Here is a 21401-nt window from a genome sequence, read left to right as displayed (position 1 = left end):
AGAAAGGGGTTGATCGTATGGCTGGAAATACCACAAACATCAGTATCCGCATGGACGCAGATTTGAAAGCGCAAGCGGACGCATTGTTTACTGAACTTGGCATGAACCTGACTACGGCGTTTAACATCTTTGTGCGCCAGTCGCTTCGTGAAGGCGGCATTCCCTTTGAGGTAAGGCTGGAACAGCCGAACAAAGAAACGGTTGCTGCCATGCTGGAAGCGGAAAGGATTGCAAAAGACCCGTCTGTAAAGGGCTACAATGACCTTGACGAGTTGTTTGCTGACCTGAAAAGATGAAAGAAACCAAATATACCGTCAAGTACACGACCAGTTTCAAAAAAGACTACAAACGAGCCATCAAGCGTGGCTTGAAGATCGAGGTGCTGGAGCAGGTCGTAGCGTTGCTGGCGATGGGCGAACCGCTGCCGGATAAGAACCGTGACCATGACCTGTCCGGCGATTGGGCAGGCCATCGGGAATGTCACATTCTCCCGGACTGGCTGCTTGTCTACCGCATAGAAGATGATGTTCTGGTGCTGACGCTGGCCCGCACCGGCACACACAGCGACTTGTTCGGCAAATAAACAGTCTGCCGCCGTATGGGGAAACCTGTACGGCGGTTCTTCTGTGTGCAAAAGTATGTCGTGAAACGCGACGCACTTGACAGGGGTACGCCAAAATGCAGTATCCTTTACCGATCCGGCCCACGGTCGTGAGACTTGTCCCGTTCCTGTCTGGACAGCTGCTCGGCGGTTTTGCGGAGCCGTTCCACTGCTTTCAAATCCTCCCGCATGGCTTTCATGGCAAGCGTGTCCGTCTGCTTTCCAGCGGCCAGCTGGTCGATCTCCCGCTGCCATGCCTTCGGGGTTATCCCCTCGCCGCTGTCTTTCAGTTCTTTCAGATACCGGGCTGCTGCATCATACAGGATCAGTTCCCGGCTGTGGCGCTGCTCGAACAGTTCCCGTTTCTCCGGCTTCACCTTGGCAAGCTGCTTATGGACAGCCTTGTACTTGTTGTACTGCGCCCACATCTCCCCGCGCTCGGTGAGGACAGCGACCCGGCGCTCGGCCTTAACGATCTCTCCCCGCAGGTCATAGTAACGGGTGTTCATATCGGAAATTTTTTCATGGAGCTGCTGCATGGACTGGATACCGTTTGCCTGCAAAAAGCTGAACAGGGCGGCGCTCTCCTGCAAAGCCCGGATTTTTCCGCTGCGGGTGTCGGGCCGCTTGAGCTGCTGCTGGGCCTCCCACAAGTCAATCATGCTGGGCTGCTGGCCCTCCGGCTTCTCGGCCTCGGCCTTCGACCAGTTGTAGAGGCGGGTAATGCGGGCCTTGATTTCTTTCAGCAGCTTATTGTCGGCGGCGATCTGCCGGTTTACTTCGCCCTTGTCGGTGCGGATGCCGCGCTTTTCCATTTGGCTGGCGGCTGGCCCCAGATGGACAGAGGGAATTTTATCAATGCCCTGCCGCTTGTAGCTGCGGTGGTCTACCAGGGCGGGATGACCGGCGGCCTCCAATGCCCGGTTGGTGCAGGCCGCCCATGCCGCCCGCCAAATCTCCACATTCCCTTTGTCGTTCCAGTCGGTGGTGTCCTCCCGGTGGTTCTTCCAGCCGCCTTTCCCGTCCGGGATGCGTTGGCCGTTCTCGTCCAGATCGTATGCCTTGCGGCACTTTGCGCCCCACTGTCCATTTTCTTTCAGAGGCCGGAGCGTCAGCATGATATGGACATGGGGGTTGCCGGTTCCCTTGTCATGGATGGCAAAGTCGGCGCACATTCCTTTGTCTACAAAGTTGTCCTTCACATAGGCACGCACAAGGGCAAGCTGCTGTTCGCCGGACAGTTCACGGGGCAGGGCTGCTTCAATCTCGCGGGCAAGCTGGCTGTCCCTTGCCTTCTCGATTTGCTCCACGCTGTTCCAGAGGATAGAACGGTCTGCAAATTCCGGCGGGGCGTAGGCAGGCAGCATGATCTCCGCATGAACAATGCCGCCTTTCCGGGTGTAGTCGTGGGTCATGCCGTCCCATTCATTTGTCAGCTTGGTTCCGCTGCGGTAAGCAGCTGCGGCAACAGCAGAACGGCCTGCGCTGCGCTTGATGATACTGATGGGGATATGACAGAAATCTATGGGGAACACCTCCTTTCAGTGAGGGGATAACAGGCTCTGTGGAGCCGGACAAACGCAAAGTGGGTGTCTGGCTGCGCAGAGCGCACAAGGGGTTTGGGGAGCGTAGCTTCCCATCGTGGACGAAGTACGCAACGCCCCCGGCAGGGCGCACAGCACCGGCAACGGTGTATAAGTGCGCCCTTGTAAACAAGGGACTTATGGCGTGTCCCCGGATTTTGGCAGGTTTGCAGTCAATTCCGCAGCCCCCGGAAGATGGGACAGGGTAATCAGAAATGCTTTGACCTCCGCGCCGGAAAGGTCGGGAGCCAACGGGAAAATCCCCTCCAAAACGGCTCCACGCTCAATCAGGCGGCGGGTGCGAACCCTGCGTTCTTCGTTCCGCTGCTTGTTCTCCAAAATCTTCTTTCGGTTTTCAAGCTGCCGAATCTCCTTCAGGACTTTCTCCCGTTCTTCTTTTTGGGGGTGGGCTGTAATTTTTTCGTTCATGTCAGGCACCTCTTTTCTTTGGAAATACTCATAGATTGACCGTCCATTTCTGTCAAGCAAAGTACCGGCGCAGCCTCCGCAGTGCGGCATGGATGGATTTTCCCGCCTGTGATGGCGTGATACCCTCCATTGCGGCAATATCTTTCACTTTCATACCCAGCATATAGCGGGCATGGACACGGCGAGCCTGCATAGGCGGCAGGAAAGAAATGGCTTCATACAATCGCCGTATCAGTTCTTCGTATTCGGCTAATTCTTCTTTTTCTATCAGGTAGTCCTCCGGCGATGGCTGCGCCCAGCCGATGGCGGCATTTTCGATTCCATCGTTACAATCGAGGGAATAAAACGCCTTATACCGGAACATCTTGCGATCTCTGGCGGCCTCGGCTCTCTTGTCCAGAAGAAACGCTTCGACGATCTCATCGGACACCTCCACAAAAATGTCCTCTTTGCAAAATGGATAATATTGTTTGAGATTGATGGTCTGCATAGGCACGCCCTCACTCTGTTTGGAAAAGGCCATCATAGCAGCGGCGCATATTCCGCAGCCCCCGGTGGATGGCAACGCTGACCTTACTGCTATGGATACCCTCTCTCCGGGCGATTTCCGGCTGCTTGATACCAGCAATGTAGTAGGCGTGAACACGGTGGGCCTGTGTCGGAGTGGCATGAGCCAGAGCCACCGGCAGAGCTGCAATCAGGTATAGGCGGGTGGTCATTTCTTCTCGTTCCAGCAAAATATCTTCCGGCGATCTGCTGTGTTCCAGTGCGTAATTTTCCAGCCAGCTGTATGCGTCCAGAGAGTAGTAGGCGCGGTGGTAGACTTTTCGGCGCTCATAGTTCTCCATCTCCCGCTGGGCCTGATACATCGCTGCCCATACCTCGTCCGTAACATCCACAAACTCGTCATGCCGGTAGTGGGGATACATCCACCGCAGATTGATTGTTTTCATAGGCTTACCTCCTGAAAATCGGAGAGGCGGACAGCTCGTCCGCTGTCCGCCCCTCGCTGAGATAAGGGAAATGATCCCTTTCACTTGGTAGCCAAAAAACAGGTCATTCGTTAAGCCTGTTCTCAAAGAAATTTATAATTTTTTTTCTGACCGCCTCCACACTTTGATAAACAGCCACTTTGGAGCAGCCGCACAGCACACCGATCTCTGCAAGGCTCAGCCCGTCAAGCGCATAGAGCAGGAACCGGCGGCGCTGGGCCTCGGTACAGGTGTCCAGAACAGCCATCAGCTCATGCAGCGTTTCCTTGCGGCAAAGGTATTCCTCCGGCGTTTCGCCGTAGACCCCTACACCCTCGGTGGTAATGATGTACTCGTCAAACTCCCGGCCATCCCAATGCCGCCGCTGTTCATGGAACAGGTTCTCCGTTTTATGATCGGCCCGGTCAAGAAATTCATAGACTTCCAGCGTAACCTCCACGGCCACAGCTTGTCCGTTATAATTGATGGTAACTTCCATCTGCCTTTCCTCCATTCAGATTTTTTTGGTAAATCTGAATGGGGCGGCGGAGAACGGCACTGGGGCCAGGGTTCGGGCCATGCTGGCCCGATGTTACGGCCCCACAGGTATGAAAAAACGCCCGGACAGCAGAAAGCTATTCGAGCGCAAAAACTCCAATATTCACTTACAGAATGACAATTTTCGCACCGGCTGCCAGACGGGGCCTGTTCGTTGACTGGGCTTTTTTTGACGGTAGTGAAATATCGTCTGAATTTGTCGGCGGTCAATGTGCTTCATGGCGGTTCCCTCCTAAAGCCGCCGTGTCAGCGTGTAGTCGTCACTCCTTTGTCGAGGGCATAAGAAACGGCGGCCTTGATGTACTCAAAACCGCCGCAGTACCCGGAAAATCCATTTTGGGCGCACAAAGCTGCCTGCCCTGCAACGGTTTTTTTCTTTCCCCGTCTTGCGGGGCAGGATCGCTTGGCTTATTCGGTTTTAGTTTTGCTCTTGTTCGGCTGCCTCTTTCAGCCGGTCAAAACTCTCATCGCTGATGATGTGTTCAATACGACAGGCATCGGCCTCCGCAGTTTTGGGGTCAACGCCTGCGGTGATAAGCTGCTCGGTAAAGAAGCAGTGACGCTCGTAGATTTTTTCGGCTACCTCGCGGCCCACATCGGTCAGATGGAGAAAGTGATCCTCGTCCATTGTGAGAAAGCCGCCGTCCCGCAAGGTAGCCACTGCATGGCACACGCTGGGCTTTGACACCTCCATGTGCCGGGCCACATCTACGGAGCGCACCATACCCGTTTTCTTATGGAGAACAAGGATGGTTTCCAGATAGTCCTCCCCGGACGCACGAAGTTTCATGGAACATCTCCCTTCTAAAACAATTTACACAGCCCAACCAAGACTCTCCTGTTGGATATGGAACAGTTTATGGTACAATCCGTTCTTTTTCATCAATTCATCATGTGTACCGTGTTCCACCAGTCTACCGTTATCAAGAACGAGAATTTGGTCGGCATCCACAACGGTACGAAGCCGGTGAGCAATCATAATGACTGTCTTACCCTCCACCAGCTTTGCAATGGCCCGCTGGATTAAAACCTCGTTCTCCGGGTCAAGAGATGCTGTTGCTTCATCAAGAAGAATAATCGGGGCATCTTTCAGCAGAGCGCGGGCAATGGAAATCCGCTGACGCTCACCACCAGAAAGAGTGCTGCCGTTTTCTCCAAGGACAGTCTGATAACCGTCCGGCAATCTCTGGATAAATTCGTCACAGTATGCCGCCTTTGCCGCCGCCATGACCTGCTCCTCGGTAGCGTTCATGTTGCCTACACGGATATTGTTAAAAACAGTGTCGTTGAACAAGGTCACATCCTGAAATACAAAGGACATACAGCGCATCAGGTGTTCCGGTTCAATGGTGCGAACATCCATACCACCAATGGAAATCTGACCTTTTCTTACATCCCAAAAGCGGGCAATGAGTTTGGAAATTGTGCTTTTGCCGCTGCCGGAAGGCCCTACCAGGGCCGTTACGCTGCCAGCAGGAATAGAAAAAGACACATCCTTGATAACATCGTCCTGGTTATATCCGAAAGTGACATTTTTCAGTTCAATGTCATACTTGGATACATCCTTATCCTCGCCCTCCATAGCGGGCGTGGTCAGCAGGGTACGCATACGGTTGGTGACAGTCTCCAAATGAAACAGAGAAGTCAACTGTGAGAGAATGGCAAGGATCGGGCCGTAAATCTGCGTGGAGAACATGAGCAGCACCAGCAGAGGGAGCAATTCGATTTTGCCGCCGGTTATCAGCACCGTTCCAATGAAAATAGTAATGCCAAGCCCTGCTTGCAGGATCAGGCTGGCTCCCTGAACCAGAATACCGGAGGCCAGTTCCACTTTAATGGCGATTTTTTTCATGGCCTGGAGTGCTTTATCCAACGCATCAAAGCGGGAACCGCCAAGACCACAAGATTTGATGATCTTAATACCTTCCAGGTATTCCTGAATCTGGCTGGACGCCTCCAATTTCACATCCACCTGTTTGTCAAACAGATGAAGTTGCAGCTTGCGCCCGCCCAAGATGATAAGGAATGTAACCGGCATCGTGCAGAAAATCGCAAGGGCCATGCGCCAATCAAAAAACGCCAGACAAATACAAGTCAGAGTAACAGAGATTATATTCGCAATCAGCGGCGGGATGGTACTGCTGAGCATGGATTCCATGCTGCTGCAATCCGCCATCATGTTTGTGGTAATGTCGGACAAATCCTTTGTGTTAAAGAAGCTCATGGGGAGCTTGCGAAGATGCTCCGCGATCCGAAGTCTGGTCGTGCTGGCCTCCTTATAGGAAGCAATATAGGTTTTCCTATAATCGTTTTTCGCGGCCAGAAACACCAGAATAGCCGCCACCAGCCCCAAGCCGAGCAATTTCCACAATGCGGCCCACGAAATTGTTTCTCCAGTAAATGGCTTTAACAACTCCCAAAAGAGCAGGCAGGCTACCATAGACGGAAGCAACAGCGCAATATTAGTTATTGTGCAGGCCGTAATCGCTTTTTTCAGGTCGGAGTAGCCTTTCTCCGACAGCATTAACTTTTCTTTCAGCTTACTCATAGATCACACCGCCTTTCCTGTGCCAATTTTCCAGTTGATCGACTCCGTATAGCTGCTCCACATCTGCGCGTATTTTCCGTCCTTCTTCAGCAGCTCGTCATGGGTGCCGGATTCAATCAGACAGCCCTTTTCCATGACAAGGATCTGGTCAGCATTACGAATCGTAGACAGGCGATGGGCGATCATTACAACCGTTTTATTCTGAATCAGCTTTTCAAAGGCTTTTTGAATCAGGTACTCGTTCTCCGGGTCGCTGAACGCAGTTGCCTCGTCCAGAACGATAATGGGCGCGTCTTTTACGATAGCCCTTGCAATGGCAATCCGCTGGCGCTCACCACCGGAAAGATGGACGCCGGTGCTGCCGATTACAGTCTGATACCCGTTCGGAAGCTGCTCAATAAATTCATGGCATCTTGCAGCCTTTGCCGCCGCAATCACCTGTTCTTCCGTAGCATTTGGATTTCCCATACGGATGTTATCCAGGATGCTCTGCTTGAACAGGAACGTATCCTGAAATACGAAGCTGACCTTATCCATCAGCGCATCCAGCGGAATGTCCCGAATGTCAACGCCGCCGATCTGAATACTTCCGTCCGTCACATCATAAAACCGGGAGATCAGGCTGGCGATGGTACTCTTACCGCCACCGGAGGGGCCGACAATGGCTGTCACCTTGCCCTGATCCGCAAAGAAAGAAACATGAGACAGGGCCTTGACCTGGGAATCGGCTTCGTAGGAAAAGCTGACATCCTGAAAAGCAATCCCATAGTTTTCGATTGTTGCCGCCGTACTCTTTTCGGGCAGGACCGGGATACGCAGGATTTCATCCATACGCTCCACGCTGCCGTCAATCTGCGTGAAGGACTCCGAGATATACATGATCTTATTCAGGATGCCGGAAATCGCATGGACAATAATCAGGTAGAAAATGAATGTCAGCGAATACTCCCTGAAATCCGTGGTGTGCATCCCAATCAGAACGCCCACGGGAATCAAAAGCAGATAAATATTGTTGATGATCGTGGTAAAAGCAGGCATACAGTTCTGCCAGCCCAATGCGTACTCCAGCACGAAAGAGGTATAGTCTGTAATGGATTTGCTCAACCGCTTAAAGGAATCGGCGGTCTGATTAAATGCTTTGATCTCCGACATACCGCGCACATATTCCACGGAGGCGCTGTTCATGTTTTCCTGGGAGGTCTGGAAACGGTGCATTTTTTCCTTTGCCTCTCCGTTGAAACCCGCAAACTGCACGATAAAGGCCAGAACAATACCGACCAGACAAACCACACCATACCGCCAGTCAATTCCAAGAAGAATGATGACCAGAACAAGCGGCGCGACCAGCGAGGCCACAAAGTCCGGGAGCTGGTGAGCGATGAATTTCTCAACGCTTTCAATGTTTTCATCCATGATCTTTCTCATTTTGCCGCTGCCCAGGGTCAGATGATACCCAAGGGGAATATGCATGATGTGGTCGGCAAAGGCTACCTTCAATTCATAAAGCGTTCCAAACGCTGCAATGTGGGAACACAGTAAGGCAAAAAAGTAAAATACGATGTTCCCCAAAATACCAGCCAGGGCAAGCCAGCCCCAGGTTGAGATTGCAGAAACATTCAAGAGCGACATATCCGGGTAAACAAACAGGATTTCCCGAACGATGTAATAAATTGATAAATAAGGTGCAAAAGAACAAATTGCTGCCAGTGCAGCCAGAAACCCTGATAGAAACAAAAGCCATTTATGACCCGAAGCTAATTCCAGGCAACGCGCCAGTCCAGTCTTCGCCTTCGGCTGTTTCTCATTTTGTCGTGTCATTCCTAACCCTCCTTTTGGTCATACCCAATTTTTTCTAAAAGAAGCTCTGCTCCTCTGATTTGAAAATCATCAGTAATATATCCGTTCTCCAGGCGTATTGCCCGCTCACAGCAGGCAAGCGCACACTCCGCATCATGGGTAATGACGATAATGGTGCGCCCCATCTTTGCCAGCTTGCGGATCATCCGGCTGACATTCCGCATATTTGTACCGTCTAGCCCGCTTGTCGGTTCGTCCAGTACGATGATCGGCGCTTCGTGCATCAGCGCCACGCCAAGGGCCAGCCGCTGCTTTTGCCCTCCTGACAGCGTGGAGGGATGCTGTTTGACAAACGGCATCAGCTCCAGGGCCTCCAGAATTTCCTCCGCCGCTTTTTTCCGCTCTGGGCTGACCTCTGCGCCGGTAGTCAGTTCGTCCAGCAAGTCCTCACCGAAAAGCTGGCTGTCTAAATCCTGGGGAATGTACCAGACCTTTCCCAAACGGTCTTTCGGTCTGCAATACTTTCCGAACAAAACGACTTCGCCGGATTTCTCTTTCAATAGCCCTGCCAGGATTCGTCCTATGGTGCTTTTGCCCGTCCCGTTAGGGCCAATCAGGGCTACCACTTCTCCCTTGCGGCATTGAAAGTCAATATCCTTTGCCACAATCGTCTCACCAAAAGAGTGGTTCAGCTTTTTCACTTCCAGAACAACCTCACTGGTTGCCGCAGATGGGATTTCCGCCTGCTCGATCTGGTGCAGGTCAGGAGTGCGAAGCCCCAGCGCCCGGATTTCCTGATTGGACAGGACTTTCATCTGCTGTGCGGTAAATTCCCGCACAATTTTCCCTTTCTGCACACACAGGAAACGGTCTGCCAGATCCATCAGATAGTAAAGTCGGTGTTCCGCTATGATGATGGTTTTTCCCTGCTGTTTCAAATCGCGGATAATGTCTGCAAAGCGGTAGGTGGATGCAATATCCAGATTGGCAGACGGTTCATCCATGACATAGATTTCCGGGTCAATCGCCTCCGCAGACGCAATCGCAACTTTCTGGCGCATCCCATAAGACAGGCTGTGCAGACTGTGATCCAGAATGTCCTGAATTTTGATGTCCGCCGCCGCCCGGTGAACATGGCTCTGAATGTCCTCATGGGAATACCCGTAGTTCTCACAGCCGAAAGCAATCTCACCAGCTACCTCATTGGCAAAAAACTGGCTCCTGGGGTCTTGAAATACATTCCCTGCGATTTTGCCGCGCTCCCAAGACGGAATCTCTTTCAGCGGTTTTCCGTCCACAAAAACCTCACCGCTTAAATCCCCCTCGTAGAAGTAGGGGATCAGGCCGTTAATCACTCTCGTCAAAGAGCTTTTCCCGCTCCCTGATGGGCCGGTCATAACAATGACCTCCCCAGCGGCAATGTCTAACGATATGTGTTCCAGTTGATTTCCGTTCCCACCATAGGAAAAGGTCAGGTCACGGATCATAATTTCTTTTCCCATTCCATTCCTCCTATAAAAGACAGCAGCACACGGCAGCTCCCACGCTGACAACAATCAAAAAGTAATCCAGCGCAGCGATCCGGCTGACATAGTAGCTTTCTTTCTTGTAGGGGCTTTCAATTCCCCTGACAATGGCAGAAGCGGCTAACTCGTCCGCGATCTTTAAGGAGCGGAACACCATCGGAACAATGGCGTATTCCAACGTGTCCATTGGATGCCTCAAAACATTGCCAACCGATTTTAAGAAGCCACGGATTTTCATGGCTTCCCTGACTTCTCCAAATTCATGCAGCACAGTCGGAGCAAAGCGGAGCATGACGATCAAAACAAGCATGATACGGGTGGGGATCGGCATTTTCCTCAAGCTGGCCGTCAGTTTCCCGGACGGAATTTTCGCCAGAAGATAGGCTGGCATAGCGGGTAGTAGCAGCTTGTAAATCATGCTGAGTAACAGCGGTGATGGGATACTGATCGGATACTTTGTCTCGATCATCAGCCATACAATCGCTACCAAATAGACCGCAAAGCATCCAATAGCCTGCTTATACAAGCCGAACCAGCACAGGATCAGAAAAATCCAAAAGGTAAAAATCCCATGTCCCCAAAAACTCGTGGTAAGGAAAGTCACAAGGCAGGCGCACAGCGTCAGGAAAAGAACTGTGCGCCCGTCAATCCGGTCAATCCGCCTTTGCTTTTTTTCTCCGGCCATCATCCTACAATGCCAGCTTTTTGGAAATGCTTTCTGAGCAGGCGCTGGCCGAACAACGTACCAAGAATTGCGAGAACCGCAGTAATGACAATACCTAAAAGCATGAGCGCCGGAGAAGTCACCATAGAGAGCTGCATATTCAAGGTATTTGCATCAAAACCGCTGCTTGCTGCCATTTCCTGATAGCTGTCCCAAGACCACCACAGCGGTACGGCACAGCCTACAAAATTTCCGATTGAGTTGACCATCCAACCAATTCGGTTACGAACTGCACTTCGGTATGTATTCTTGCCAACCATGCATAACTCAGCAATGAGGGCTACAATCAAGAAATAGGGAACCAAGAACATATAACCCATAACACCTTGGATTAGTCCATAAACAGCAGCCCAAGCAAACAACAATCCATGTTTGTTGATGCGATTTGCCGCAACCAAATAAAATGTTGCTCCAATAAAGGCATCAATACCAGCAGAGCCGTATAAATATACTGCTGGGAAAGGCAATGTAACCATACCAATCACCATTGCAATTGCAAAATTGATGACCATCATTGCGGCAATCGTCATAATATCTCGAACGCCAATTTTTTTCTTTACCATTTGTTCCATCTTTGAAACCTCCTTAAAATAAAATGACAGTGTAGTTAGCAATAACTAACTACACTGTCATTTTACACCGGTTTGCAGTCTCTAACTACTCCAAAGGGAAATGTAAATCAAGAAAACAGCTCAAAAGTTAAATCACTTTTTTGCTTTACGGTAATCCTTTGGAAGCATTCCAAACACTTCTTGAAAAGCCCTCGCAAACTTACTAATATTTGAATATCCAAGTTCACCGGCTATTTGCGTGATTGATTGATCTGTTTCCTGCAAATAAACAGCCGCAAGATTCATTTTATACTTTTTGATATGTGCATAGGGCGTATCGCCATAAATCTGTTTGAAAATAGCTTGAAATGTGACCTTGCTCATTGGCTCCTTTCGCAAAAGTTCTTCTATGGATATTTTTTTGTCGAGGTTTTCTATGAGCTGTTGGCGGATGCGTTTGATGATTTCAATTTGTTCTTTGGCATAATATGTTGCCTCATACTGATCTTCAATCCGCAGCTGTTTGATATGATAAAAGAGTTCCAATAATTTGATACGGAAATAATCTCGCCCTTCAACACCTTTTGCAGCGTACAGTTCATCGAAGATATGTAATAATCGCTGTGGTGTCCGACATAAAAACCACTTTTTTTCTAATTCCAATTCTCGTCCGAGATTTAGAACATCAATGTTGTAGTACGAAAAAATCTGTTGTGTTTCCACATCGACAGAATCCTTATCAATCACACAGCTTAGTCCTACACTATATCCAAAGGGAAAGGAATAGGCCGCAGGAATATTAGCAAGGGCATTGATGCAAAATTCTCCCTCTTTCATGTGGAAAACTTTATTATTTCTTAGCTCAAACTCAACGCGTCCTTTTTGGTAATGACGGATTTCGATGATATTCTTATTAGGAATAGGCTCATGGAATGTATCTGAGCAGTTAAAATCCATAAAAATTAAGTCAATACCAGGGAAAAGAGTGTAGTCATAGAGACGACCTGTTCCATTACATTTATATTCGATTTGAACATAATCATTATGTTCATCAGTTAGCGTAGCATATTCACCGTACCATTCTGTTCCATGTAACTCTTTCACTCATATCTTCCTCCTTTTTGGTTAGCGGTAACTAATTATATGTTAAATTGTTTTTTTGCTCTCGTCAACCTCTGACGACATATTCTTTATATTTCATTTAGGATAAAAGTTCAAGGAAAAGATGTGGCGGAATTGCAAAACAAACAGAGGCCGCAAGAGTAGCAGCCTCCGCTTGCAAAATTATTGATAAATCAGCTCTGTCAGCACAATTTCCTCCGCCTGAGCTTTCAGCGTGTTCATCAGGCCCACCCAGCGCATGGGGTCACGGGCTTTCAGTTCCTCAATGACGTCCGCCGCCTCCATCATGCGGGGCAACATGGTTTCCACACGCCCCTGTGCTGTCCGCTCAATCTCTAACAGGTGTGGATACAGCTTCTCGCTCATCAGCAGATGGTTATAGAGAATGGGGCGATGTTCCTTTAGGTAGGATTTTCGCATTCTGCCGTACTTGCCGATAGAAGTTTCCGGCGGTTCAGAAAGTTTTAGGTTGGGTATATCATAATCTCCACAACGAATGTACGTCAACTTACTCATATTCATTCTCCTTTGCTTCGTGATGATTAGACTGCTGCGCTGGCTGCTATGCTGCCTTTGCGCGGTTCTTCTTTTGGTAGCTGACCGATAGTAGAAAAAACACCTTTATTCATATCCTCAGCCCGGATCAGGGCTTTCTTAGCGTCCATTTCCGCTTTTTTCTTCGCCTTGATTTTGTCCTCATACTGTTTCTGTGCGCCGCTGGCTTTCCGCTTCAAATAATTCTGATGAAGCCTGTCCTTGCGTTCTTCTTTTTTCTGCAGTTCTTCCTGTTCCTCCGGGGTTAAAGGAACCGGCTGTAAGGATGGTGGGATATAGCGCCCTAAAAAATTGAAGTAGATTTCAATTTCCTGCGTGGTGTCCTGGCTGCCTTTTCGGGCGCGTTCGTGGACAAGGATTTTCTCTACAAACTCGTTGAGCATGGTGTTTGTCAGAGTGTCAAAATTCTCATACTTATCAATTAGGGCTATAAATTTCTCTGCGGATTTCTGGCTCTGCTCATAGCCGGTAACAGCCTTTTCTAGCTCTGCAATTTCAATCTCAAGTGCGTCCTGCTCTTTGGTATACTGTGCATCAAGTGCCCTATATCGTGCATCCGGCAGCTTGCCGAGGGCGTTGTCCTCATAGATTTTGCAAATCAGTTTTTCCAGTTCTCCGGCTCTCTTTTGGGCAGCAGCCATACGCCTGCGCTTTTTCGATATATCGGCACTCTGTTGAGCAACCTGCGTCTCCTGAACAGTGTGAATAAATTCCGTCCGGTCATTTTTGGAATATTCAGCGATAGCCCTAAGCGTGTCGGAAACCAATGTCAGGACAGCACTCTCATTGATACGGTGTTGTGTAGGGCATAGTGTCCCACACGGAACTTTGGTATAATTGGAACAGGTATATTGAGAAACCCGCTTGCCATTGTTGGTGCGGTGGACATACATCTTGCCGCCGCAATCGGCACAATAGAGCAAGCCTGTGAGGGGAGCCGCTTCGCCCCAGCCGTTTGGATAACGCCGTACATTGCTGCGGATTTTCTGCGCCAAATCAAAGGTCTGCTGGTCGATAATGGCTTCATGGGTATTCTCAAAGATCGTCCATTCGTCCTCAGAAACATAGTGGCTTTTCTTGTCCTTAAAGTGCTTGCGGGTCTTGAAATTGATGGTATGCCCTAAATACTCTCGTTTTTTCAAAATGTTCACGATGGTAGATGATCCCCATCCATAGGGGGCTTTGACCGGCTTTGAACGGTTCACACCCTCGTTGAAGCGGGCAAGGTGTACGACAGGAATTTCAATCCGGTCTGTGGATAATTTGCAGGCGATCTGATAAGGCCCATATCCCTCCAGCGTGAGGGAAAAGATACGGCGTACCACTTCGGCGGCTTCCTCATCTACCAGCCAATGCTCCCGTTTTTCGTCCCATAAGTAGCCGTAAATCACAGTGCCGGTCAGGTGCTTGCCACTCATGCCTTTTGACTTAAACACAGAGCGGATTTTCCGGCTGGTATCACGGGCGTAAAATTCATTCATAATGTTGCGGAACGGGGTAAAATCGTCATCGCCTTTCAGACTGTCCACACCGTCGTTGATGGCAATCAGACGAACGCCTCGCTGCCGCAAAACCTCCATAACTTGACCGACCTTCAGATAGTCGCGTCCTAACCGGCTCATGTCCTTGATGACGATTGCCTCTACACGCCCTGCCTCCACTTCCTCCATCATCGCCAAAAATCCGGGGCGGTCAAAACGGGTGCCTGAGATACCATCATCGGTAAAGTGCGTAGGGTTGGGCAGCCCGTTCCGGCGGGCAAAATCCTCTAACATCTGTTTTTGGTTGGATATGGAGTTGCTCTCGCCCTGTAACTCATCGTCCCGGCTCAGGCGCTCGTACAGTGGGGTAATTTTTTCATTTCTCATGGCTGTACCTCCTGAAACAAAAATGCTCTAAGTGATTGCTTCACTAACCATGACAAAATCATGATTAAGAAGTCACTTAGAGCATATATCACCGGCAGCTAGCTTATATTTTGCATACTGCCTTACTGCAAAGTGGTCTGGGGACTTCTTCTCCAAGAGTTCAAACACTCTATCCACGGAATTTTTAAAGTTCTCATCATCTTCTCTCACCTCACTTGCGTTAATCATTTCAATAAGGGTGTTAAAATTCTTTTCTTCCTCTGGTGCTTCATAATAGATGTATCCAATCAATGCTGTATAGAGCAAAGTTTCAGCTTTTTGCCAAAAATCATCGCCACTTTTGCCGTCGCCCTTGGTATTGGTAATTAGAGTTGTAACCAGCTTCAAAATATCTTTTTCTGATCGGATATATGAAAAAGGATTGTATTTCATCGACTTTTTGAAGTTAATGGTGTTGAGAATTTTGATTTTATAACCCTCTTTCAATAGCAAATTCCCACACTCGATTACAATACTACCCTTGGGATCAGTGACAACGTATGAAGAATGGCACTGCATAAGGTTGGGTTTCAACCAAAATCTTGTTTTACCACTACCCGAACCCCCTATAATCAGAACATTTTTGTTTCTCGCATCCTTTGGGTTCTTGGTCCTACTGCTCATTGTTAGGCTTTCAGTTTTGGTGAGAATAATATTGTTTTCAAATACAGGGTCGACAAACGGCTCAATATCCTTTGGAGTACCAAAACGAGCAGAGCCGTACTCTCTACCGTGCCTATACTTTTTTGCACTTTTCCCTCGTATGTACACCACAAGCCTTATAACAACTGCAATAAGCAGTCCGAAAAGTAAATCTGCAGGGTGAAAACTTGGAAAATAGCTTTTAAAAGCAAGGGCAAATCCATCATCAATATGAAGTAGCTTTTCTGATAAATCTACACCATTCGCAAGGCGGAAGCCCTGCACCACCTTAGTCATAAACAAGCCGATGAACAGATACGGAATTTGCAGAATTATTAGTTTTTTCCATTTATCTGTCATCGCACCTGCTCCTTTTTCTTGACCTTTTCCACCACGGCATTTTTGATTTTTTCTTTTTGTTCCCGTAGTTCTTGCAATACGGACGGTTTTTCAGCCTTTCGCATTCTGTCTGCTGTAAATTCCTTAAAAGCAGAGAGAATAGCATCATTATCTTTTGCCTTAAAAAAAACAAGATACTTAGGTGGTGTTTCGGTAATGTCTTTTTTGAGAGCAAAATCCACGCCGTATTTTTTCGCATACTTTTCAAAACACTTGATATTTTTATTCGTAACCTCAATGTTTGTCATCCCTTGACCGTGCTTTGCGAGCTGTTTGACCGTCTGTTTACCGTGGGGCAGTTCCTTTTGGTGTGCAAGATATAGCTTGATTAGCTTTAGCAACAACTTCCCTGTCATCTTAGAGCTGTTTACAGCAAAGGTTATGCTTCTATGGTTTATATCTTCTTGCAAAAAACCACTCCTTCCATCGGAAAATACTTACTCAAAGTAATATTCAACAGAATAAGTAATGTTGGATTTGTTGTACAATGACGATAGGTAATCCTTTGAAATCATCTCTGGATTTTCCCCCGTCCCACACCGTGCATGAAACTTTCATTTCACACGGCGTTCCATCGTTAGAAGATTTTGATTTTGATTATGCTTTGTGTATTTGCATATTTCTTAGAAAAGATATTTTTTAATTCACATCACTTCAAATTAAAATCACTAACGACTAATGGCTATTCCTCTAACAAATTGGTTCTGTCTTTTAAGGTCATGCCATCGCTTTCACCGTAATTAAAGGCGCTTATTGTTCTTCGACACCACCGCATCACAGATGTGTAATCATCTCCACGTTTTACGGCTTACCACGTTCCAATGCTCCTATCTGTTCATGATACCCTTAGGTGCTTGCTTTAAGCCTGTACGCTGGATACTGCCTGTAACAGTATAAGGTATTTCATAAGTGCAATTCTTACTCTACCTCACGCACTTGCCCGAAGGCACATATACATTTCTGTATACACCACTTTAGACCCGTACATTCGCAAGTTCGTCAGGGCAACTGCCCATTCTCACCGTAGGTATTTTATAGACCTCCGCAATATAGGTTGCACCATTCATCGCTGAATAGCTTTCCACAGCAACATATTTGTCCTGTTTGGGCAACTCTCTCTCGACTTCACCGAGCGTCTGACAATTCTCTCATTACATTTCAAATTGCCAGTCGGAGTATTAAGGGAAGCGTTTCGGGACGTTACTCCGTCATTCCACTTCTCAGAGCATTAGTTCTATCGATTATCTGTCCTCCTTTCAATCGACGCCTAACCTTTTCAGTTAGGAACGTGTCGCACTACAATTATGATTTGTATAGTAATAAAACTCCAATTTTGAGTAAATTCCCGCTTCAATGGTATTGTCAAAGGTGATACCGTTGGTTGTTGTGCCATAACTTAACTGATCCCATTGGTTGGTCTTAATGTTATAGCCACGCACGCGACCATAGTCTTGACCACTATGTCCACTAACAGGTGGTACAGTAAAGGTATATTTTGTGATGGTTGCGCCGTCAAGACCGTTTTCATTAATAGTGGATTCAGGTCCTGTTAAAGTCATACCGCCACCATTGGTTGCATCTGCTACAAAGAATACAATAGCAGCCCAAGGTGATTCTGCACCTGTAGCATCAACAGATTTTACACGCACCACATTTTTACCGAGAGGATAAGACTGTCTTTCACTATCTCGTCCTTCCCAAATATATGTGACGGTATCTCCATCGGGGTCGGTACTGCTTGCTGAGATTGTAACAGTGCTTCCGGGGGCTACACAATTACCATTTGGGGTTCTTGTAATCACCGGTGTAGTTGGTGCTGAATTGTTAATCGTAAATGTTTGGCTTACCCATTCCGAATAAACCCCGGCCTCATCTTTTGCTCTAACCTTGATAGTATGAGTGCCAATTGCATAATAATCGTCACTTGCTTTACCACTCCACTCAAGTGTTGTTTTATCCCCATCTGCATCCGTAGCAGCAACAGAAGTTTTTACAAAGAAATTTCCGTTTTTTGCAGTTCTTGTAGGCACTGCTGTCATTGAAACCATAGGTGTATGATTGACAACCTCAAAAGTAACAGCCTGCCACGCAGAATAGGTATCAGCAATGTCTTTTGCTCTTACTCTAACAGTGTAACTACCAACAGAATAGTAATCATCTGCTGTACGTCCATCCCATTCAAGGGTCGTTGTATCACCGTCAGTATCATTTGCTGTGGCTGAGATATTTACTAAGAAATTACTGTTCTTCGTAGTTCTTGTGGGAACCGCTGTTACTGTAACCGTAGGTGCATGATTCATAATATCAAAAGTTATGCTTTCCCATTCGGAATAGGTATTTGCAATATCCTTCGCTCTTACCTTAATAATGTGGCTACCAACAGAATAGTAATCATCTGCCATACGTCCGTCCCATTCAAGCGTGGTTTTGTCATTATCTTCGTCATTTGCAATAGCTGAGATATTTACTAAGAAATTACCATTCTTGGTGGTTCTTGTAGGGACTGCCGTCACCGTAACTGTAGGTGCATGATTGGTAACCTCAAAGGTAATACTTTCCCATTCAGAGTATGTTCCTGCAATATCCTTTGCTCTTGCTCGAATTTCATGTATCCCAACAGGATAATAATCATCTGCCGTTCTTCCGTCCCATTCAAACGTAATTTCATCATTATCCGGGTCCGTGGCAATGGCACTGATTTTTACTAAAAAGTTGTTATCTTTCGTAGTTCTAGTTGATTCGGCTGAAACAACTGGCTTACTGGGTGCGGTGTTTAGCACCTCAATATTTTCGCTGTGATCAAACAATCTTCCTTCTTTATCGGTAATGGTTGCTGTTAATGTGAATGTTCCCAACTGGCCAATAGCCATCGTACCACCACTATTGCCAAGAGAACCATCAAAGGTTACTACACCGTTTTTATCGTTCAGTACCCAGTTCACATCATACATATCAGCGTGAAGGATATTATCTATGGTAACCTCAAAATCTGCTCCATAGTGGATACTGTTCGGTACCGAAAAGCTAAATTCAACAAATGGCATAACAGTTATTTCTTCGCTGTGAGAAAACTCACGACCAAGGTAATCTGTCATGGTGCCTGTTAAAACATAAGTGCCATATTCCTTGAAACGGAATTTACCGCCATTAGCATTCAGTGTGCCATCAACCGCACTGTCAAACACTATTGCAATTCTGTCCTTAGTAATTGTCCAGTCCACAGGCAATACTTGATTGTTTCCGTGGGTTCTGAAATCAAGCACGGTATCGGTATAGGCAAGATTTGGAAGTGTAAATCCAAAGTCTAAAACAGGGAAAATCTCAATTTTATCTTTGGACTCAAATAGGAATACTCGTCCAGTTTGGTCAGTAATTCTTGCCACCAACTCATAAACACCGGCTCGTTTGAAATAAATCTTACCTCCATTGTTATCCAAGTTCCCATCAACATAGGTATTCCAATCTTGATACCCGTAGGTATTATCGATAAGCCACTCAATTTCCAAATCGCCTACATTTACAAGTGTTGTTGTAATCTCAATTTCTTTATCCGTATGAGCAAATTCAGGTAAATTGTAGGTTACAACAGGAATTGCAAACACTTGAAAATTTTGCTCATAACTGTATGCTCTTTCACCCTCATCTCTAAAGGATACGGAAAGTGTGTACTTACCAGCTTTTATGAATTTTATAGAGCCACCGTCATTATCAAGTGTACCCTCCATAAATTCAGCCATAGAAACTACTTTACCGTCTTTTTTAAGTACCCAGTTTGCTGTACTGTTACCAATCTCAGCAAAATTGGTATCTACCATAACCAAGTTGTCGGTGTGGAATATCTCCGGTAAATAAAATCCGGCAAAGCCAACAGGGTATACGGTAATATCTATACTGCACGAATAGTTCCGACCGTTATCGTCAGTAATGGAAGCTGTCAGCTTATAGACACCTTTTTCTTTAAAACGGATATTTTCACCGTCTTCTAAAATGCCCTCAATGTATTCGTCAATTATGACAACTGTACCATTACGGGATAACTCCCAGTTGATTTTCAGCATATCTGCATTCTGGGAATTTATATCAATGCAAACAGGCTTATCTGTATAGGTATTGTTTGGCAAATCCATACTAAGTAAAACTTTAGAAAAAATCGTAATTTCTGCTGAAGCTGAACTAGGGTTGCCCATACCATCTACCACCGAAGCTGTTACGGTATATAAGCCCTTTTCGTTAAAAAAGACAGAACCACCTTTATCACCAAGTATTCCGTCTACTACATCATCAATATTTACGACTGTCCCATCTTTGGAAATGGTCCAATTTACTGCACTGCTACCAAGACTTTCAGAGACAAAATCTATATCAACCTCCCTATCGGTATAGCTACTCTTTGGTGCATCAAGTTGTACTGTAGCTACTGCATATGCTGTAAAACTATTCCTGGCGATTGTGTTTTTCCCTTGACTGTTTTTGGCAGTGGCAATTAATGTGTAGTTGCCACTTTCTTTTGCTTTGATACTGCCACCGTTATCGCCAAGTTCGCCGTCAAAGAATTTGTCAAAGGCAACGGTAACACTGTCTTTTTCCAAAGACCAAGTAACAGAACTTACATATTTACTATCAGTAGTAACACTTATAGCATCTCCAACATAGCTTGCTTGTTGCAAATCAAAGCTAAAAACAGGGGTAGGGTTATCAGTCCCACTACCACTGCTACCACCACTGGAGGAAGAACCGCTTGAAGGCGTTGAAGGTTTTATAGGCTTATTTTTTTCATCCTCCTGCTGTTTCTGTTCCTTATTTACTAACTCTTTGTCTGCTGATTCCTCTTTTATTATTTTATCGGCTTTGTTTTGGTTTAACAGCATAGCAAAGGCTTCTGCTCTGGTTGCATTACAAAAAGGTTTCAGTGTTCCATCAGGAAAACCGTCTACAATGCTGTACTTCTTTGCAATACAGATATATTCAAGCTGTGTTTTCGATAGTGATTCAAGGTCTGTAAAGGCTGTTTCACATTTGCAATTTTCTTCATGCAAGTCACTACCTAATGTTCTTACAAGCATACGGAGCATTTCATAGCGTGTAATAGGTTCATCAGGGGAAAATTTACTGCCGTAATCGTTTGGCTCGATTATGTCAGTAAGAATAAGATGATTTATTTCTTTTTCTGCCCAATGGCCTTTGATGTCTGTAAACTCGACATCAAGGATATTGCCATTTGTGGTAGTGTTGTTTGTGTTTCGTGCCACCAATGCCGAAAACTCTGCTCTTGTAATCGTAGCATCGGGGTAAACCAGTCCATCGGGATAGCCACTTACAACCCCTTCTGCCGCAAGTGTATTGATAATGTTTTCTGCCCAATGCCCATCACTGTCCGAGAACAGCTTTTGCATTGCAAAAGCTGAACCGGTTAAGCTCATTAGCACCAAGCATACAATCAAAATGACTTGGGTTGATTTATTCAACTTTAGTTTCATCAAAAAACTCC

At 46.9% G+C, this 21401-nt stretch carries 20 protein-coding genes and 1 pseudogene; 3 read left to right on the top strand and 18 right to left on the bottom strand.

The window, feature by feature from the left end:
• Positions 1 to 17: 17 nt before the first annotated feature.
• On the top strand, positions 18 to 296 hold the full coding sequence (locus CLNEO_RS04495; RefSeq protein ID WP_005924829.1) for a type II toxin-antitoxin system RelB/DinJ family antitoxin: 279 nt from the start codon (positions 18 to 20) through the stop codon (positions 294 to 296).
• A complete protein-coding gene (locus CLNEO_RS04490; RefSeq protein ID WP_066085058.1) occupies positions 293 to 583 on the top strand; it encodes a type II toxin-antitoxin system YafQ family toxin in 291 nt (96 codons plus the stop codon). Before CLNEO_RS04495 ends, CLNEO_RS04490 begins: the two co-directional genes overlap by 4 nt.
• A 107-nt stretch (positions 584 to 690) precedes the next feature.
• Here CLNEO_RS04490 and mobQ read toward each other — a convergent pair whose 3' ends face one another.
• The 5 genes from mobQ to CLNEO_RS04465 form a co-directional block, all read right to left on the bottom strand.
• A complete protein-coding gene (mobQ, locus tag CLNEO_RS04485; protein WP_083531840.1) occupies positions 691 to 2136 on the bottom strand; it encodes a MobQ family relaxase in 1446 nt (481 codons plus the stop codon).
• 186 nt (positions 2137 to 2322) lie between these two features.
• On the bottom strand, positions 2323 to 2613 hold the full coding sequence (locus CLNEO_RS04480) for a DUF3847 domain-containing protein (RefSeq protein WP_062808218.1): 291 nt from the start codon (positions 2611 to 2613) through the stop codon (positions 2323 to 2325).
• A gap of 52 nt (positions 2614 to 2665) precedes the next feature.
• On the bottom strand, positions 2666 to 3103 hold the full coding sequence (locus CLNEO_RS04475; RefSeq protein WP_066085787.1) for an RNA polymerase sigma factor: 438 nt from the start codon (positions 3101 to 3103) through the stop codon (positions 2666 to 2668).
• Positions 3104 to 3113: 10 nt separating this feature from the next.
• Positions 3114 to 3566, bottom strand: a complete 453-nt coding sequence (locus CLNEO_RS04470) for an RNA polymerase subunit sigma-24 (protein ID WP_066085055.1) — start codon at positions 3564 to 3566, stop codon at positions 3114 to 3116.
• A 103-nt stretch (positions 3567 to 3669) separates the two neighbouring features.
• Complete coding sequence (locus tag CLNEO_RS04465) at positions 3670 to 4083, bottom strand: RNA polymerase sigma factor (protein WP_066085052.1); 414 nt, start codon at positions 4081 to 4083, stop codon at positions 3670 to 3672.
• Between the two features lie 25 nt (positions 4084 to 4108).
• Here CLNEO_RS04465 and CLNEO_RS04460 point away from each other — a divergent pair, with 25 nt between their 5' ends.
• The gene (locus CLNEO_RS04460; RefSeq protein WP_157723474.1) at positions 4109 to 4300 is read left to right on the top strand and encodes a hypothetical protein; all 192 of its coding nucleotides are present in this window, start codon (positions 4109 to 4111) and stop codon (positions 4298 to 4300) included.
• A gap of 260 nt (positions 4301 to 4560) precedes the next feature.
• Here CLNEO_RS04460 and CLNEO_RS04455 read toward each other — a convergent pair whose 3' ends face one another.
• The 13 genes and pseudogenes from CLNEO_RS04455 to CLNEO_RS04400 all read right to left on the bottom strand — a co-directional run bounded on the left by CLNEO_RS04455 (position 4561) and on the right by CLNEO_RS04400 (position 21390).
• Positions 4561 to 4932, bottom strand: coding sequence for a metal-dependent transcriptional regulator (locus CLNEO_RS04455; protein ID WP_066085047.1), 372 nt, complete (start codon positions 4930 to 4932; stop codon positions 4561 to 4563).
• Positions 4933 to 4956: 24 nt separating this feature from the next.
• Entirely contained in the window at positions 4957 to 6690 is a 1734-nt protein-coding gene (locus tag CLNEO_RS04450) for an ABC transporter ATP-binding protein (RefSeq protein WP_066085045.1), read from the bottom strand.
• A 3-nt stretch (positions 6691 to 6693) separates the two neighbouring features.
• The gene (locus CLNEO_RS04445; RefSeq protein WP_066085043.1) at positions 6694 to 8508 is read right to left on the bottom strand and encodes an ABC transporter ATP-binding protein; all 1815 of its coding nucleotides are present in this window, start codon (positions 8506 to 8508) and stop codon (positions 6694 to 6696) included.
• A gap of 2 nt (positions 8509 to 8510) precedes the next feature.
• Complete coding sequence (locus tag CLNEO_RS04440) at positions 8511 to 9989, bottom strand: ABC transporter ATP-binding protein (RefSeq protein WP_066085041.1); 1479 nt, start codon at positions 9987 to 9989, stop codon at positions 8511 to 8513.
• A gap of 10 nt (positions 9990 to 9999) precedes the next feature.
• Positions 10000 to 10701: an energy-coupling factor transporter transmembrane component T family protein gene (locus tag CLNEO_RS04435; protein ID WP_054330197.1), complete on the bottom strand. Its 702-nt coding sequence runs from the start codon at positions 10699 to 10701 to the stop codon at positions 10000 to 10002.
• Positions 10698 to 11309, bottom strand: coding sequence for an MptD family putative ECF transporter S component (locus tag CLNEO_RS04430; RefSeq protein ID WP_082381229.1), 612 nt, complete (start codon positions 11307 to 11309; stop codon positions 10698 to 10700). The genes CLNEO_RS04435 and CLNEO_RS04430 overlap by 4 nt, the downstream gene beginning before the upstream one ends.
• A 132-nt stretch (positions 11310 to 11441) precedes the next feature.
• Entirely contained in the window at positions 11442 to 12392 is a 951-nt protein-coding gene (locus tag CLNEO_RS04425; RefSeq protein ID WP_066085038.1) for a helix-turn-helix domain-containing protein, read from the bottom strand.
• Positions 12393 to 12572: 180 nt separating this feature from the next.
• Positions 12573 to 12926: a TnpV protein gene (locus CLNEO_RS04420; protein WP_054325781.1), complete on the bottom strand. Its 354-nt coding sequence runs from the start codon at positions 12924 to 12926 to the stop codon at positions 12573 to 12575.
• Between the two features lie 26 nt (positions 12927 to 12952).
• On the bottom strand, positions 12953 to 14833 hold the full coding sequence (locus CLNEO_RS04415; RefSeq protein ID WP_066085035.1) for a recombinase family protein: 1881 nt from the start codon (positions 14831 to 14833) through the stop codon (positions 12953 to 12955).
• A gap of 90 nt (positions 14834 to 14923) precedes the next feature.
• A pseudogene (locus tag CLNEO_RS04410) lies at positions 14924 to 15874 on the bottom strand (type IV secretory system conjugative DNA transfer family protein); the annotation flags it as partial.
• Entirely contained in the window at positions 15871 to 16323 is a 453-nt protein-coding gene (locus tag CLNEO_RS04405) for a PcfB family protein (RefSeq protein WP_066085031.1), read from the bottom strand. The gene CLNEO_RS04405 and the pseudogene CLNEO_RS04410, both read right to left, overlap by 4 nt.
• 564 nt (positions 16324 to 16887) lie before the next feature.
• Positions 16888 to 17025, bottom strand: a complete 138-nt coding sequence (locus CLNEO_RS16040; protein WP_162266455.1) for a hypothetical protein — start codon at positions 17023 to 17025, stop codon at positions 16888 to 16890.
• Between the two features lie 168 nt (positions 17026 to 17193).
• Positions 17194 to 21390 (bottom strand): S-layer homology domain-containing protein, encoded by a 4197-nt coding sequence (locus tag CLNEO_RS04400; RefSeq protein ID WP_066085027.1) that lies wholly within the window; start codon positions 21388 to 21390, stop codon positions 17194 to 17196.
• Positions 21391 to 21401 lie beyond the last annotated feature (11 nt).

The organism is Anaerotignum neopropionicum (assembly GCF_001571775.1).
GTDB lineage: Bacteria > Bacillota > Clostridia > Lachnospirales > Anaerotignaceae > Chakrabartyella > Chakrabartyella neopropionicum.
This window is presented reverse-complemented; position numbering and strand designations above follow the sequence as displayed.